This window comes from Comamonas sp. B-9 (assembly GCF_000410635.1).
In the GTDB taxonomy this organism is placed as follows: domain Bacteria; phylum Pseudomonadota; class Gammaproteobacteria; order Burkholderiales; family Burkholderiaceae_C; genus Comamonas.
Genome location: NZ_KE148597.1, coordinates 2,529 through 18,865, shown reverse-complemented (window position 1 = coordinate 18,865; position 16,337 = coordinate 2,529). Strand labels below are relative to the sequence as shown.

Genomic DNA, 16,337 nt, shown 5'->3' with positions numbered 1-16,337 from the left:
CAAAAAAACCTCGGCATGCCGAGGTTTTTTTATGCCCGCCAGAAGCGCTGGCGGAGGAGGGGGGCGTTGCTTACAAGGTCTTGAAGACTTCGCGGGCCGCTTCGATGGTGGACTGGATGTCGGCATCGCTGTGCGCGCTGCTGACAAAGCCAGCCTCGTACAGCGCAGGCGCAAAGTAGTGGCCGCGCGCGAGCATGCCGTGGAAGAACTTGTTGAACAGCGGCTTGTCGCTCTTCATCACCGCCTCGTAGTGGCTGGGCAGCTCGGGCAGCAGGAAGAAGCCGAACAGGCCGCCCTGGTGGTCCACGCTGAAGGGCACGCCGGCGGCATCGGCCTCGGCCTTGAGGCCGGCCATCAGCTGGCCGGTCTTGGCATGCAGCGCTTCATGGAAGCCCGGCTGGCTGATCAGCGCCAGCGTCTGCAGGCCACAGGCGGTGGCAATGGGGTTGCCCGACAGGGTGCCGGCCTGGTAGACCGGGCCCAGAGGCGAGAGCTTTTCCATGATCTCGCGGCGCGCGCCAAAGGCGGCCATCGGCATGCCGCCGCCAATCACCTTGCCCAGCACGGTGATGTCGGGCTTGAAGCCGGGGATCTGCTGCGCATACAGGCTCTGCGCGCTGCCCAGGGCCACACGGAAGCCGGTCATCACCTCGTCGTAGATCAGCAGCGCGCCATGCTCCTTGGTCAGCTCGCTGATGCGGCGGGTAAAGGCGGTGCTGGCGCGCACAAAGTTCATGTTGCCGGCAATGGGCTCCATGATCACGCAGGCGATCTGGCCGTCGTACTTGGCAAAGGCCTCTTCGAGCTGGGCAATGTCGTTGTACTCCAGCACGATGGTGTCCTGCACCACATGGTCGGGCACGCCTGCCGAGGACGAGGCGCCAAAGGTGGCCAGGCCCGAGCCGGCCTTGACCAGCAGCGCATCGGCGTGGCCGTGGTAGCAGCCGTTGAACTTGATGATCTTGTTGCGGCCGGTAAAGCCGCGCGCCAGGCGGATCGCACTCATGCCCGCTTCGGTGCCGGAGCTGACCAGGCGCACCATGTCCATCGACGGCATCAGCTTCAAGATGGCTTCGGACAGCGCAATCTCGCGCTCGGTCGGCGCGCCGAAGGAGAAGCCTTCGAGCAGCGCGGCCTGCACGGCGCTCAGCACCTGCGGATGGCCATGGCCCAGAATCATCGGGCCCCAGGAGCCGATGTAGTCCACATACTGCTTGTCATTGGCATCAAACAGGTGCGCGCCCTGGGCGCGGGCAATGAAGGCCGGCGTGCCGCCCACCGCATTGAAGGCCCGCACGGGCGAGTTCACGCCGCCGGGAATCACCTGGCGGGCACGTTCAAACAACTGGGCGTTTTTATCGATCGTCATAAGGGGCTCACATCTACACTGGCCTTGGATTGTCGGCCAAGCGGGCGCTTGGGGCTGTCAATCCGGTATTCACTGCACTGGAATGCGCAGGCTTTTGAACCGATTCTTTGAACAGGTTTTAGAGCGGGCGGGTATCGATATCGCCACCCTCGTCGCCCGCTTCGCTCTCGTCTTCGTCTTCATCATCGGCATGCACCCAGAACAATCGGTCAGGCACGGTCTTGCCCATGCCGGGGCGCAGGCCGCCTTCGAGGCATTTGTCCAGGTAGGTCATCGCTTCTGCCGTGGCATCGCTCAGGGGCACCTCGGTGGCCAGCAAGGCCGTGAGGGCGGCGCTCAGGGTGTCGCCCGCGCCGATGAATTCGGTCTCGAACAGCTCGAACTCGCCGCTGCCATAGATGGTGTCGGCCGAGGCAAGCACGTTTTCCACATGCTGGTCAGGGGTGGGGATGCCGGTCACCAGCACAAAGGGCACGCCGTGGTCGGCCGCGGCCTTGGCCAGGTCGCGGGGGCTGGGGCGGTGCTCGGAGGTGCGCTCGGGCAGCAGCCAGCGCCACAGCAGCCCATAAGCCCCGACCAGCACGGTCACCTGGGGCAGCAGCAGCTCCTGGTAGGCGTCCAGGTAGTCGTCGATCAGCTCGCTGTCCCACCAGGCCATGCCGGCGACATAGGCTACCACCGGCACATCTGGGTAGTCGTTGGTTACTTCTGCACACACGCGTACATTTTCAATCGAGCCCAGAAAGCCCAATTTGATCGCGCGGATCGGAATGTCCTGTAACACCGTCTGCGCCTGTTGTTGTACCGCATCATCGGACAGCGGGTAAAAGTCGATGGTGTCGAGGGTGTCACGGATCAGGGCACCGGTCACCACGGTGCAAGGGTGCCCGCCCATCGAGGCCACGGCCAGCGCATCGGCATTGGTGCCGCCTGCGCCACTGGGGTCGTTGGCATTGATGCACAGGATACTGGCGGTATCGATGGTGGCTGCCAATGTGCTCTCACTGGGGCTGGATTCTGGCTGGTTTGTCAAGGAGGATGTCATAGGTCAACGAGATAGGGCACATTGGTACGGGAATCACCGTTAAATCTGTGTTGAAAAGCTACAATCGTTGCATTCTATGTAAAGCCTCTGTAAGCTTTTCAAAATTAGGAGCAGGGACGACGGGTGCAGTGTACGCGCTGTGGTGCAAAATGCATCTCCAGCACATGCGGATTCGTCGAAAGAAAAATTGCCATAGGGCGTATGTGTTCAATGCAAACGGGTGGGAGGGGCTTTGTCAGCCTTGGCTGCCGCGTGCATTCACATTTCATGACATGCAATGAGGAGGGTGGCCGGTGACAGTTTCCGCAGACAACTTCAAGGTATTGGTGGTCGACGACAGCAATACCATTCGCAGAAGTGCTGAGATTTTTCTGAAGCAGGGCGGCTACGAGGTGCTGCTTGCCGAAGACGGCTTCGACGCCCTCTCCAAAATCAACGATTTCAAGCCGGACATGGTGTTTTGCGACATCCTGATGCCAAAACTGGACGGCTACCAAACCTGCGCCATCGTCAAGCGCAATGATGCTTTTGCATCGACACCCGTGGTCATGTTGTCGTCCAAGGACGGCGTCTTTGACAAGGCCCGGGGACGAATGGTGGGGTGTGAAGACTACCTCACCAAGCCATTTACCAAAGATCAATTACTGGAAACCGTCGGACGTTTCGTTGCCGAGCGTTAAGGAGGGGTCGTGCCTATTCAAAAAGTTCTTATCGTTGATGACTCAAAAACTGAATTGATGTTTTTGAGCGATCTGCTTGTTCGCCAGGGTATGGTGGTGCGCACTGCGCAAAACTCGGACGAGGCGATGCTGCGCCTGTCGGAAGACCGCCCTGACCTGATTCTGATGGACGTGGTGATGCCCGGACAGAACGGCTTTCAGCTGACCCGTCTGATCACCCGCAGCCCCGAGTATGCGGATATCCCGATCATCATGTGCACCAGCAAGAACCAGGAAACCGACCGGGTCTGGGGCATGCGCCAGGGCGCGCGTGGCTATGTGACCAAGCCGGTGGATCCGGCCGAGCTCAAGGCCAAGATCGAGGCACTGGGATAAGGCATGGCACAGCGCGAAGACTTGCGAGAGCTGCAAACCCGGCTGGCCGATCGTTTGAGCCAGGCACGCAACCAGACCGCAGTAGGTGCCTCGTGGTTGGCCGTCAAGATCAGTGGCAAGAACTTTCTGCTGCCTTTGAGCCAGTCTGGCGAAGTGCTGGGCTGGAGCGGGGTGGAGCCTGTACCCTACACCAAACCCTGGATGCTTGGCGTGACCAGCATCCGGGGTATTTTGTTGACGGTGGTGGATTTGGCCCGCATGTTGGGCCTGCCCGTCGCGCGCAGTGAGCAGGTGTTTGCCGGGGCCTCGGTGGTCGCGCTCAACCCCATGATGGGCGTCAATGCCGCACTGTTTGTCGAGCAGCTCGAAGGCTTGCGCGGCAGCAATGATTTCTCGCAATCCAAAGACAAACCGGCCGATGCGCCGGAATTTTTTGGTGCGCTCTACCTATCCGCCAATGGCGAGCAGTGGCAGGAACTCAACCTGCAGCTGCTGGCCAATGCGCCCGATTTTCTCGATATCACGGTTTAGTGCGGGGCTTCCGCGGCTTCATCCTTTTCGGTATTTGTATGTTCAACAAACTATTCAAACGTAAAGAAGACGTGGCAGACCCAGGTGTCAGCATCTTCCCAGATGGTGACCAGGTGATGCTCTCCGAAGGTTCGACCGGCGACGGCCTGCCGCCCGCCAAGACGGCGGCAAGCGCCTCGGGCGCTGCGGTGCAGGACGATTACATGGCCCAGCTGGTCGAAGGCGATACCGCCAGCGAAGACCTGGTGACCTTGCCCATCCTGGGCGCTGCTCCGGCTGCCAAGCACCAGAAGACCTTGCTGACCATCGTGGTCGTCGGTCTGGTGGTGTTCTTTGGCCTGGCGGTGTGGGCGATTTTGCAGTCGCGCACCACCGGTGGCCAGCTGGCCGCGACCGGCCAGGCCCTGACCCAGTCGCAGCGTCTGGCCAAATCGGTGGGCCAGGCCGTCAACGGTAACGAGCAGGCCTTTGTCGAAGTGGCAGAAGCCTCGTCGATTCTGAAAAAGAACATCGACGGCCTGAACATGGGCTCGGACGACCCGGCCATCAAGGCGCTGGGCAGCTCCTACGCCGAGGTGCTGGCACCGCTGGTGGAAGCCTCGGACCGCACCGCCAGCAAGAGCGATGCGGTGGTCAAGCAAAAGGCCTCGCTGGTCGCGATGAACAAGGACTTGCAGGCTATTCACAAGAACACCCAGACCCTGCTGGAGCTGAGCGAGGCGGTGGTGAGCCTGAAGCTGCAGCAAGCGGCACCGACCGCTGAAATTGCCGCCGCCAGCCAGCTGGCCATGCTGACCCAGCGTATCGGCAAGTCGGCCAACGACTTCCAAAGCGCCTCGGGTGCGAACGCCGAAGCGGTGTTCCTGCTGGGCAAGGACTTGAACACCTTCAAGGAAATCGTCGCCGGTCTGCTCAATGGCAGCGCCGAGCTGCGCCTGAGCCCTGCCCGTGACGGCGCCGTGCGCGACAAGCTGCTGGAGCTGTCGGCCCAGTACGACATCACCCTGAAGGACGGCTCCTCGGTGCTGAGCAACCTCAAGGGCATCTCGGAGGCCCGTGAGGCCGAAGTCTCGATCCAGTCGGCCAGCGATCCGCTGCGCAAGGGCCTGGAAGTGCTGCAGGCTGACCTGAACAGCTGGTCCGACCGCGTCTGGCTGTACCTGGTGGGCATTGTGCTGGCCGCCTTGCTGGTGGGCCTGGGTGTCTGGGGCCTGGTGCGTCTGCAGCTGGCAGACAGCTTGAACCGCCGCCGCTCTGCCGAATCGCTGCAGCAAGAAGCCACGCGCCAGGAGCAGGAGGCCAAGCGCCTCAACGACGCCAACCAGGCCGCTATTTTGCGCCTGATGAACGAGTTGCAGTCCGTCGCTGAAGGGGATCTGACCCAGGAAGCGACCGTGACCGAGGACATCACCGGCGCGATTGCCGACTCGGTGAACTACACGGTGGAAGAGCTGCGCATGCTGGTGGGCAGCGTGCAGAACACGGCGACCCGCGTGGCGCAAACCACGTCGACGGTGGATTCCACCTCGACCGAACTGCTGGCCGCCTCGACCGAGCAGCTGCGCGAGATTCGCGAAACCGGCAAGTCCATTCTGGACATGGCAACCCGTATTAACCTCGTGTCCTCGCAGGCGCAGGAATCGGCCTCGGTGGCGCGCAAGTCGCTGATGGCTGCCGAGTCCGGTCTGCAGGCCGTGGAAAACGCGATCGGTGGTATGAACTCCATCCGTGACCAGATCCAGGACACCTCCAAGCGTATCAAGCGCCTGGGCGAGTCCTCGCAGGAGATTGGTGAAATTACCGACCTGATCTCGGACATTACCGAACAGACCAACGTGCTGGCGTTGAACGCGGCCATTCAGGCGGCGTCCGCTGGTGAAGCCGGTCGCGGCTTCTCGGTGGTGGCCGAAGAAGTGCAGCGCCTGGCTGAACGTTCTGCCGATGCAACGCGCCAGATCTCGGTGCTGGTGAAGGCCATTCAGACCGACACCCAGGACGCGGTGGCCGCTATGGAGCGCTCGACCCAGGGTGTGGTGGAAGGGGCCCGTCTGTCAGACAGCGCCGGTACGGCACTGGCGGAGATTGACCGTGTGTCGCGTGAGCTGGCAGATCTGATTCAACAGATTTCGCGTTCCGCGTCCGATGAAGCCGTTCAGGCCAATGATGTGGCGGAGAATATCCAGCATATTTTTGCGGTGACGGAGCAGACCAGTGATGGCACCCGTACCACGGCGCAGCAGGTGCGTGAGCTGTCGCAAATGGCCGAGGAACTGCGCCAGTCGGTGTCTCGGTTCAAGATTGCCTGACCCCATGCCTGCTGTTTAATTTTGACCCGCAATCGGGGACTGTTGCATGTCTATAGCTATTGAAAATAAAGCGGAAAACGCACAGCCAACAGAAGAGAGGGATCTCGGGCCATTGGCGTGGATCAATGACGAGGTACGCCGGTCATTGGAATCCACGGTCAAGGCATTGCTTCGCTACAGCCGGGATGTGGAAGCGGCCAAGGTATCGGATCTGGAGGCGATCGACAACACCGGCATCCGCGTGGCCAAGCAGTACCTGCACCAGGTCAAGGGTGCCTTGCAGATGGTGGGTGTCGACCAGGCCGCCGAGCTGGTGGGTTTGATGGAAGTGGCAGCGCAGCGCTTTGCGGCCAAGCCCCATCTGTGCACCGAGAAATCGGTGGCGCTGATGGAGAAGACCTCGTTTGCGCTGCTGGAGTACCTGAGCCATGTGCTCAAGGGCCGCAATGTCTCCTTTGTGGCCTTGTTTCCGCAATACAAAGAGATGCAGGCCTTTGCCGGCGTGGAGCGCGTCCACCCGGCCGACCTGTGGCATGGCGACCAGGCGCAGCAGGAGCCGCTGACCCCGGCAGTCGCTGCACTGCCGCTGGACCGCAGCGCGCGTGAGCGCCTGGACTCGGACATGCTGCAGATCATCAAGTCTGCCGACAGCCGCGCCGCGCAGGATTTGACGGCCGTCTGCCTGGGCTTGGCCCAGGGCCAGACGCAAAAGCCGCTGAAACTGTTCTGGAAGGTGGCCGCAGGCTTCTTTGACGCGCTCGCGTACAAGTTGCTCGACCCCGACCTCTATGTGAAACGCTCGGCGTCGCGGGTCATCATGCAGTTCGCAGCGCATGCCAAGGGTGGCAGCGATGTGGACCAGGGCCTGCAGCATGAGCTGAATTTTTTCTGTGCCGTGGCCCAGGGCCCCGATGAGGCCAAGGCCGCGGTGCTGCAAGCCGTGCGTGTCAGCCTGCAGACCGACGCGCTGCAAGGCGTCAACTACGGCCAGGAGCGCTTTGGCCAGTATGACCCGGCCGTGCTGGCGCAGGCGCGCAAGCGCCTGGAGTCTGCTGCCGAGCTGTGGTCGTCGCTCGCCGATGGCGACCGCTACAAGATCAAGCCGGTTGCCGACCAGTTCCACCTGATCCGCGAATCGCTGCACAAGCTGCATATCGGTGCCGACGAGCTGGGTGCAGCGCTGGGCCGCGTCACCGAGCGGCTGGTGAGCACCAGCACGCCACCGTCGACGCCGATGGCCATGGAAGTGGCCACCGCCGTGCTGTACCTGCAGGCCAACCTGGAGTCGCTCGATGTCAAGCCCGCGCTGATGCGCGAGCGCGCCGACCGCCTGGCGCAGCGCCTGGACCATGTGCTGGCCGACCAGCCGCCCGAGCCGCTGGAGACCTGGGTCGAGGAGCTGTACCGCCGCGTCAGCGACCACCAGACCATGGGCAGCGTGGTCGATGAACTGCACTCCACCTTGGCCGAGGCCGAAAAGCACCTGGACCAGTATTTCCGCAACCCTGACGATGTCTCGATGCTGGGCACCGTCACCGGTTCGCTGTCGCAGATGCGCGGCGTGCTGTCGGTGCTGGGCCTGGACCAGGCCGTCGCCGCCACGCAGCACCTGCGCACCGTGGTGGACCAGCTCGCGGCCGGCCCGGTGGCCGACGAGGACAAGCCGGTCGTCTTTGAAAAGCTGGGCAACAGCCTGGGCGCACTGGGCTTTCTGCTCGACATGCTGGGCTACCAGCGCACCTTGGCGCGCAAGCTCTTTGTGTTTGATGCGACCAGCGGCGAGCTGCGCATTGTGATGGGCACGCAAAAGGCCGGCGATGTCGCGCCTGCCCCCGTGCCTGTGGCGGCAGCGCCGGTCGCAGCGCCTGCGGTGCCCGACGAGCCGGAAGACGATTCCGTCTACTTTGCGCCCACCATTCCGGCGCCGCTGTTCGATGCCAGCCCCGCTCCGGCGCCGAAGGCGCCTGCGGTGCTCGCGCCCGATCTGCAGTTTTTTACGCCCAGCCCGGCACCGGCCGCCGCAACCGCAGCGCCGGTGGCGGCGCCCGCGCAGCCAGAGGTTTCGGAAGAATCGCTGGACGAAGAGCTGCTGGACATCTTCTTGGAAGAGGCCCAGTCGGTCGTGCAGACCGGCGGCCAGGCACTGCAGTCCTTGCGCCGCGATGCGGCCGACGCCGAGGCCTTGACGACCCTGCGCCGCGCCTTCCACACGCTCAAGGGCAGCTCCCGCATGGTTGGGCTGGTCCAGTATGGCGATGCCGCCTGGTCGATGGAGCAGGTGCTCAACAGCTGGCTGGCCGAGCACAAGCCGGCCAATGCGCCGCTGCTGGCGCTGAGCGCCGAGGCACTGACCGGCTTTGGCCGCTGGGCCGAGGACATTGGCGCGCAGCGCCAGTCCACCTGGAACCCCGAGATCTTCCGCATCTCGGCCGATGCCATGCGCATCGATGGCCTGCCCCTGCCACTGGTGGTGCCCGCCGAGCCAGGCCAGGCGCCCGAGGCCGAGGAATGGCCGCACGATACGCAGCAGATGGCGCTGGAGGCCGACGCCCCAGATGCGGTAGAGACTGCCCAGGCCCTGGCCGAGCTGGAGCTGCCCGCGGAGGGCGATGCCCCCGCGCCGGTGGCCCAAGCCGAGGCAACGCCTGCGCTGGTCTGGCCGCTCGACGGCATCGACCTGGAGCTCGATCCGCCCGCTGCACTGGAGCCTGCGCCCGCGCTCACTACGCCTTCGGGCCTGGTGCCGCTGGCCATGGCGCCAGAGAGCGCCGAGGAAGTGGACTTCTCCGAGTTTGCGCAGGCCATGGCCAGTGCCGAGGCCAAGACGAGCGAGGCGCAAGCGCCCGAGTCGCTGCAGCCGCATGACAGCGCGCTGGACTTTGTCTCGATGGATGCCGGCCTGGAATTTGTGGCCGAGGACGAGGTGGCCAAGCTCGATCCCGCCCCGACCCGCTTGCCGCTGGAGCTGCCTTCGCTGGACCTGGTGGAGCTGCCCCTTGTCCCCGAGCCAACTGCGCCACCGGCGCAGCCTGCCGCTACCGCTTTTGACTCCATAGAGTTTGCAGACACCATGCTGCCCGAGCTGGAGGCGCTGCCCGAGGAGCCGGTGGCCGAGCCCCAGACCCTGCTGGAAGTGCCCGCTGACCTGGTGCTGCCTGCGGTGGCCACGGACGCGGTGGAAACCCCGCCCGTTGCAGAGCCCGAGCAAGCGCAGCAGGTGGACACCCCGGCAGAAAGCCTGGGCGAAGCGCTGGCCCCTGCCGCTGTGCAGGAGCCCGAAGCCGTCGCCGACCTGGAAGCTCCCGCCGAACCAGAAGCCCCTGCTGAAGTGCCTGCGGCGCAGGAAGCACCCGAAGTGCCTGTGCAGCCCGAAGCTTTGGTAGCAGCGCTGGTGCAGGAGACCGCCCCGGCAGCCCCGGCCGTGGCAGACACCGAGGAGCCTGCCGAGGTGACCAATGTGCTGGGCGTGAGTACCGCGCTCTTCAACGTCTACCTGGCAGAAGCGGAGAACTGGTCGCACAACCTTGAGAAGGTGCTGTATGCCTGGGCCCAGGCGCCCAACCGTAACTTCCCCGAAGATGCGATTGCCTATGCCCATTCGCTGGCGGGCAGCTCGTCCACGGTGGGCTTTGGCTCGCTGTCCGAACTGGCACGTGCGCTGGAGCACGCGCTCTCCCATATCCACAATTTCTCCAACCCGGAGGTCTCCTGGCTCAATACCTGCCAGGCGGCGGGCTCGGAGATTCGCAAGCTGCTGCACCAACTGGCGGCTGGTTTTGTCAAACCCGCCAGCGAGATCGTCGTGCAGGACCTGGTCGATATCGCCAACCAGGAAATCAACTCGCAGCTGCACCCGCCTTATGGCCTGGCCGAGTTCGACGCCGAGCCCTCGGGCCTGGCCGAGCTGCATGAGCACGCAGCCGCAGCGCCCGCGCCGGTGCGCACGTTTGCGCCAGTGGCGGCGGTATCCACGGCCGCGTTGCCTGATGTGCTGGAGCTGCGCAACGACGATGCGATCGAAGTGGTCGACGTCATCGACCCGGACCTGTTCCTGATCTTCGAGGAAGAAGCGCAGGAGCTGCTGCCCAAGCTGGGCGCGGCCTTGCGGGAATGGTCGGCCGACCCGCAGTACCTGCCGCCACGCGGCGAAGTGCTGCGCCATCTGCACACCCTCAAGGGCAGTGCACGGCTGGCGGGCGCAATGCGCCTGGGCGAGATGTCGCACCGCATGGAGTCCGAGGTCGAGGACATCGGCACGGAAAACCTGACCAGCCAGGACATCGAAATTCTGCTGGCGCGCTACGACGGCCTGCAGCACGAGTTTGTCGGCCTGCAAGAGCGCGGCAACCAGGTGCTGGCAGAAGGCGCCTTGCCCCAGCAGGTGCCAGCTTCGACCGAGATGGGCGAAGTGGTGGCCGAAGTGGCCGCCAGCACCCCCGCTGCGCAGGAAAGCGCTGGTGCCGAGCAGGCTGCGCAAGCGGCGGATGCGGCCGATGCAGGCGCTGGCGTCCAGCACAAGCCGCTGATGCTGCGCATGGCGCCGGTGCGTGCCGCTGCTGGCCAGTCGGTGCGTGTGCGCTCGCAGCTGCTCGACCGCCTGGTCAACGAGGCGGGCGAGGGGCTGATTGCACGCTCGCGCCTCGATATGCGCCTGAGCAACATCCGCTCGTCCATTAAGGACATGTCAAGCAACCTGGAGCGCTTGCGCACCTTGCTGCGCGATGTGGAGATGCAGGCCGAGTCGCAGATGCAGTCGCGCATGGCGCTGGCCAAGGATTCGGACTCGGGCTTTGACCCGCTGGAGTTCGACCGCTTCACCCGCGTGCAGGAACTCACCCGCATGATGGCCGAGTCGGTCAACGACGTGGGCACGGTGCAGCGCAACCTGCAACGTACTGCCGAAGGCGCCGAAGACGACCTGATTGCCCAGGGCCGCCAGGCCCGTGAGCTGCAGCGCGACCTGCTGCGCACGCGCATGGTGGAATTCGACTCCATCTCCGAGCGTCTGTATGCGATCGTGCGCCAGATCTCCAAGGAGCTGGGCAAGCAGGTCAAGCTCGACATCACCGGCGCCTCGATCGAGATCGACCGTGGCGTTCTGGACCGGGTGACCCCGGCGTTCGAGCACTTGCTGCGCAACAGCGTGGCGCACGGTATCGAGACGCCCGAGGAGCGCAAGGCCCAGGGCAAGCAGCCGGTAGGCATCATCGCCATCGATGTGCGCCAGGAAGGCAACGATATCGCCGTGTCCATCCACGACGACGGCGCCGGCCTGCAGCTCGATGCGATTCGCCGCAAGGCGGTGCAGTTGGGCCTGATCACGGCTGACGAGCCGCTCGATGTGGACCAGGCCGCGCAGCTGATTTTTGCACCGGGCTTCTCCACCGCCTCTGAGGTGTCCGAGCTTTCGGGCCGCGGTATCGGCATGGACGTGGTGCGCACCGAGATCCAGTCGCTCGGTGGCCACATCGTGACCACCTCAGAGACGGGCAAGGGCACGCGCTTCCAGATGGTGATGCCGCTGACCACCGCCGTCACCCAGGTGGTGATGATGCGCGCGGGCGACATCAAGTTCGGCGTACCGGCCAACCTGGTGGAGTATGTGCGGCGCGTGCCCAAGGCCCTGATCGAGCAGGCCCATGGCAACAATATCTACACCGACAACGAGCAGGAGCTGCCGTTCTACTTTGCCGGCGCGCTGCTGCAGGGCAACCTGCGCAGCAACGAGGAGCCGGAGAAGACCAGTGCGGTGGTGATCCTGCGCTCGGCGACCAAGCGCGTGGCGGTTCACGTCGATGAAGTGCTGGGCAACCAGGAAGTCGTGGTCAAGAACCTGGGCCCGCAGCTGGCGCGTTTGCCAGGCCTGGCAGGCATGTCGGTGCTGGCATCGGGCGCGATTGTGCTGATCTACAACCCGGTGGCCTTGTACACCGTCTATGGCGATCAGATCGCCGAGCGCATTGCCCAGGCGGCCGTGCGCCCCGAGGTGGCCAAGGCGCCGGTGCGCGAGCTGGCCGAGCAAGTGGTGCAGACGCCGTTGGTGCTGGTGGTCGACGACTCCATCACCGTGCGCCGCGTGACGCAGCGCCTGCTGCAGCGCGAAGGCTACCGCGTGGCGCTGGCTGCCGATGGCCTGCAGGCACTGGACCGTCTGCGCGAAGAGCGCCCGGTCATGGTGCTGTCGGACATCGAGATGCCGCGCATGGACGGCTTCGAGCTGGTGCGCGAGATCCGTGCCGATGCGGCGATGAAGGACCTGCCGGTGGTGATGATCACCTCGCGCATTGCCGACAAGCACCGCGAGCACGCCGCCAGCCTGGGCGTGGACCACTACCTGGGCAAGCCCTATGCCGACGAGGTGCTGCTCTCGCTGGTCCGCCAGTGCGTGCTGGACCACGAGATCAAGGCGGCCGACGCCGGCACGCTGCACTGATCGGGTGGAGGGCTCCGGCCAGAAGGGCTGCCTGCGGGCAGCCCTTTTTTATGCGCGCCAGGCAGCGCATGCAGAGGGCTGTGCAGACAAAAGGGCGGCAGCCTGCCCGTACAATGGTTCCATGAGCGCTGAGACTGACACTTCCGGGACCATGAACCTCACCCACCACTTTCTGATTGCAATGCCTGGCATGCAAGACGAGATGTTTGGCCGCAGCGTGGTCTATGTGTGTGAGCACAGCGAAAAAGGCGCGCTGGGCATCATCATCAACAAGCCCTCGGACATCACGATGGGCAAGCTGTTTGACAAGGTCGACCTGCCGCTGCGCCGCGAGGACCTGGAGCTCGAGCCCGTGTTCCAGGGCGGCCCGGTGCACACCGAGCGCGGCTTTGTGCTGCACGACCGGATCGTGATCGAGTCGGGTGCTGCCGACGAGTCGGCGTACTCGGCCACCCTGACCATTCCTGGCGGGCTGGAGATGACCACCTCGCGCGATGTGCTCGAAGCGCTGTCCACCGGCGCCGGCCCGCACCGGGTGCTGGTTTCGCTGGGCTACTCGACCTGGGGCGAAGGCCAGCTGGAGTCGGAGATCACCGAAAACGCCTGGCTCACGGTGCATGCCGATGCCGGCGTGATTTTTGACACGCCCGTGGCCGAGCGCTATGACACCGCGCTGGCGCTGCTGGGCGTGCAGCCCTGGGCGCTGTCTGCCGCCGCAGGCCGCGCATGACGGACGCGGCCACCAAGCCTTTGCTGGCCGAGGCGGCGCGCATGCAAAGCTTTATCGCTTTTGACTTTGGCATGAAGCGCACCGGTGCCGCCTTTGGCACCCGCATGCTGGGCACGGCCCGGCCGCTGCCGACGATCAACGCCGAAGGAAAGGCCCGCTTCACCCCGATGGAGAGCCTGATCGCACAGTGGCAGCCCGATGCGCTGGTGGTCGGCATTCCCTTTCACCCCGATGGCGCCGCCCATGAGAACACGGCGCTGGCGCTGCGTTTTGCGCGCCAGCTGCGGGGGCGCTTTGGCCTGCTGGTGTTTGAGGTGGACGAGCGCTACAGCACCACCGAAGCGCTGGCCAATGGCGCGCGCGATGCCGATGCGGCCTCGGCCTGCATCATTCTTGAACAGTTCATGCGCAGTCTGGATGTGCCCGATCTGGGCACCACGACCTGAAGGCCACCAAGACCGCTTCTGACCCATCCATGCAAGCACTGACCCGTTCTTTCATCGGCCTGCTGCGCCTGGCGCGGCTGGGCCTGCATATCGTTGTCGGTGTCATCACCATCTGGCGCACGTTTGGCCGCCTGGGCCATGCGGAGCGCAACCGGGCGGTGGAGCGCTGGGCCGGCAAGCTATTGCAGCTGAGCGGCATCGAGCTGCGCGTGCTGGGCACCGTGCCCCAGCAGGGCCCCTTGCTGATTGTTGCCAACCACCTGTCCTGGCTCGATATTCCGGCCATCCATGCGGCCAAGCATTGCCGCTTTGTCTCCAAGTCCGATGTCAAGGCCTGGCCGGTGATTGGCGGGCTGGCCAGCGCTGCGGGCACCTTGTTCATCGAGCGCAACTCCCGGCGCGATGCGATGCGCACCGTCAGCCGCATGGAAGAGGCCATGCGCAACGGCGATATGGTTGCCGTGTTTCCCGAAGGCACGACCGGTGATGGCCAGCAGCTGCTGCCCTTCCATGCAAACTTGCTGCAATCGGCGATTGCCGCTGAGGCCCCGGTGCTGCCGCTGGGCCTGTGCTTTTACGACAAGCACAGCGGCCGCATGAGCAGCGCCCCCAGCTATGTCGGCGATGAGAGCCTGCTGGGCTCCATCTGGCGCACGGTGACGGCCCCGCCGCTGGTGGCCCAGCTCAACTATGGCGAGCCGCAAAGCAGCGCAGGCCGCAACCGGCGCGACTGGTCGGCCGAGCTGCAGGCAGCAGTGGACCAATTGCGCCAGGTGCAGCGCTGATACGGACGAGATTTGCTGGGCTTGAGACCCGCGCGTAACGGGGCTTGAGTCTTTGAACAGGTTCTCAGTGCTCGGGCGCGAAGCAGACCAGGTGCTCGGGCTGGGCGCGCAGGCCAATGCTCTCGCCCACCCTGTGCTGCAGCTGGCTGGAGACTTGGGCGTAGACCAGCTGCTGGCTGGGCAGCTGCAAGGTGTACAAAAACTGCGATCCCCGAAAAGATTTGCGCAGCAAGGTGGCCCGGTAGGGCGAGTCCGCATCAAACACCACCTCGCTGGCGCGCAGCAGCACATCGCAGGCCTCTGGGGCCTCAGGCGTCGCAATCGCACCGAGGGGCGTGTCGAGCTGCCAGCCTTGCGCAGACGAAACTGGGCTGGCCGGCAGCAGGCTGCCATGGCCGATAAAGTTGGCCACAAAGCGGCTCGCCGGCTTTTGGAACAGGGTCGTGGCATCGGCCCATTGGTGCAGATGGCCGCTTTCGATCACGCCGATCTGGTCGCCAATCGCAAAGGCTTCGAGCTGGTCATGGGTGACGAAGAGGGCGGTCGCCCGCGCGGCCTTGAGGATGTCGCGCAGCTCATGGGCCAGGCGCTCGCGCAGGTCCACATCGAGGTTGGAGAAGGGCTCATCGAGCAGCATCAGCTGCGGCTCGGGTGCCAGCGCCCGGGCCAGCGCCACGCGCTGCTGCTGGCCGCCCGAGAGCTCATGCGGGTAGCGCGCAGCGCTGTTCTCCAGTCCCACCAGACGCAGCACCTCTTGCACGCGCGCCTGTTGCTCGGCCTTGGGCCGCTGGTGGATGCCAAAGGCCACATTCTTGCCGACGCTCAAATGCGGGAAGAGGGCGTAGTCCTGGAACACCATGCCGATGCGGCGCTTTTCGGGCGGCAGGCTGGTGCTGGTGCTGCTGACCACCTGGCCTTGCAGGCGGATCTCACCGCCGCTGATGGGCTCTAGCCCGGCCACGGCGCGCAGCAAGGTGGTCTTGCCGCAGCCCGAGGGGCCAATCAGCACTCCGATATCGCCAGCTTGCAGCTGTAAAGACACCTGCGCCACGGCAGGCTGGGGGCGCCCGGCGTAGCGCACATTCAGTTGGGAGACCTCAAGAAACATGGCGGCATTGTAGAGGGCCGCCCAATGGCAAGGGCATAAGGATGCTTTGCATAACCCTCGCCCGATGGAATGGACGCGGATCGGGATGAGCCGCAAGGCGTCTTTTGCAGCCAATAGCCGTAGCTATTGACAAGGGAGACAACGCAGCGGATCGCCCGAGACCGCGTTCATGCCATGGCAGGGATTTATGCAGAGGATCCTTCGCAAGGGCGCAGGTAGAATCGCCAGCTTTTGGCCCGTCAGTGATTCGCATTTGCAAAACCTTGCCCGCTTCCGTCGTCAGCTGCTGCTCGTAGCCATTGCCCTGGTGTTGGTGTTGCCGGTGCTCACGGTCTTTAGCGCCTGGCTGCCCGGGGCGGGCAATGACGCCGATGCCTTTGCCGTGGTGCGCGAGATGTTTGCCACGGTGCTGCCTGGCTATATCCGCACTACGGTGGCGCTGGGCCTGATGGTGGCGCTGGGCGCGGCGGTGCTGGGCAGCTTGTGCGCGGCGGTGGTGACCTTGTTCGATTTTCGCGGCCGCAAGACC

At 64.4% G+C, this 16,337-nt stretch carries 11 protein-coding genes and 1 pseudogene; 9 read left to right on the top strand and 3 right to left on the bottom strand.

What is annotated here, in order from left to right:
- Nucleotides 1-70: 70 nt before the first annotated feature.
- Together hemL and H928_RS0115255 are read right to left on the bottom strand one after the other, a co-directional pair.
- The gene (hemL, locus tag H928_RS0115260; RefSeq protein ID WP_021027288.1) at nucleotides 71-1,369 is read right to left on the bottom strand and encodes a glutamate-1-semialdehyde 2,1-aminomutase; all 1,299 of its coding nucleotides are present in this window, start codon (nucleotides 1,367-1,369) and stop codon (nucleotides 71-73) included.
- Nucleotides 1,370-1,487: 118 nt separating this feature from the next.
- Entirely contained in the window at nucleotides 1,488-2,402 is a 915-nt protein-coding gene (locus H928_RS0115255) for a bifunctional hydroxymethylpyrimidine kinase/phosphomethylpyrimidine kinase (RefSeq protein WP_027010983.1), read from the bottom strand.
- A 305-nt stretch (nucleotides 2,403-2,707) separates the two neighbouring features.
- Between H928_RS0115255 and H928_RS0115250 the strand changes: the two genes are divergently transcribed.
- The 8 genes from H928_RS0115250 (at nucleotide 2,708) to H928_RS0115215 (ending at nucleotide 14,700) form a co-directional block, all read left to right on the top strand.
- Nucleotides 2,708-3,094: a PleD family two-component system response regulator gene (locus H928_RS0115250; protein WP_021027286.1), complete on the top strand. Its 387-nt coding sequence runs from the start codon at nucleotides 2,708-2,710 to the stop codon at nucleotides 3,092-3,094.
- A 9-nt stretch (nucleotides 3,095-3,103) separates the two neighbouring features.
- A complete protein-coding gene (locus tag H928_RS0115245; RefSeq protein WP_021027285.1) occupies nucleotides 3,104-3,469 on the top strand; it encodes a PleD family two-component system response regulator in 366 nt (121 codons plus the stop codon).
- 3 nt (nucleotides 3,470-3,472) lie between these two features.
- The gene (locus H928_RS0115240; protein WP_021027284.1) at nucleotides 3,473-4,000 is read left to right on the top strand and encodes a chemotaxis protein CheW; all 528 of its coding nucleotides are present in this window, start codon (nucleotides 3,473-3,475) and stop codon (nucleotides 3,998-4,000) included.
- A gap of 38 nt (nucleotides 4,001-4,038) precedes the next feature.
- Nucleotides 4,039-6,306 (top strand): methyl-accepting chemotaxis protein, encoded by a 2,268-nt coding sequence (locus H928_RS0115235; protein WP_021027283.1) that lies wholly within the window; start codon nucleotides 4,039-4,041, stop codon nucleotides 6,304-6,306.
- A gap of 166 nt (nucleotides 6,307-6,472) precedes the next feature.
- A complete protein-coding gene (locus H928_RS28095) occupies nucleotides 6,473-12,739 on the top strand; it encodes an Hpt domain-containing protein (protein WP_306729947.1) in 6,267 nt (2,088 codons plus the stop codon).
- Nucleotides 12,740-12,860: 121 nt separating this feature from the next.
- Entirely contained in the window at nucleotides 12,861-13,469 is a 609-nt protein-coding gene (locus tag H928_RS0115225) for a YqgE/AlgH family protein (protein ID WP_021027281.1), read from the top strand.
- Nucleotides 13,466-13,915: a Holliday junction resolvase RuvX gene (gene ruvX / locus H928_RS0115220; protein ID WP_021027280.1), complete on the top strand. Its 450-nt coding sequence runs from the start codon at nucleotides 13,466-13,468 to the stop codon at nucleotides 13,913-13,915. Before H928_RS0115225 ends, ruvX begins: the two co-directional genes overlap by 4 nt.
- A gap of 29 nt (nucleotides 13,916-13,944) precedes the next feature.
- Entirely contained in the window at nucleotides 13,945-14,700 is a 756-nt protein-coding gene (locus H928_RS0115215) for a 1-acyl-sn-glycerol-3-phosphate acyltransferase (RefSeq protein WP_021027279.1), read from the top strand.
- A 64-nt stretch (nucleotides 14,701-14,764) separates the two neighbouring features.
- On the opposite strand, the gene H928_RS0115210 is transcribed toward H928_RS0115215, so the two are convergent.
- Nucleotides 14,765-15,808: an ABC transporter ATP-binding protein gene (locus H928_RS0115210; protein ID WP_021027278.1), complete on the bottom strand. Its 1,044-nt coding sequence runs from the start codon at nucleotides 15,806-15,808 to the stop codon at nucleotides 14,765-14,767.
- 253 nt (nucleotides 15,809-16,061) lie between these two features.
- Between H928_RS0115210 and H928_RS33450 the strand changes: the two are divergent.
- A pseudogene (locus tag H928_RS33450) lies at nucleotides 16,062-16,337 on the top strand (iron ABC transporter permease); the annotation flags it as partial.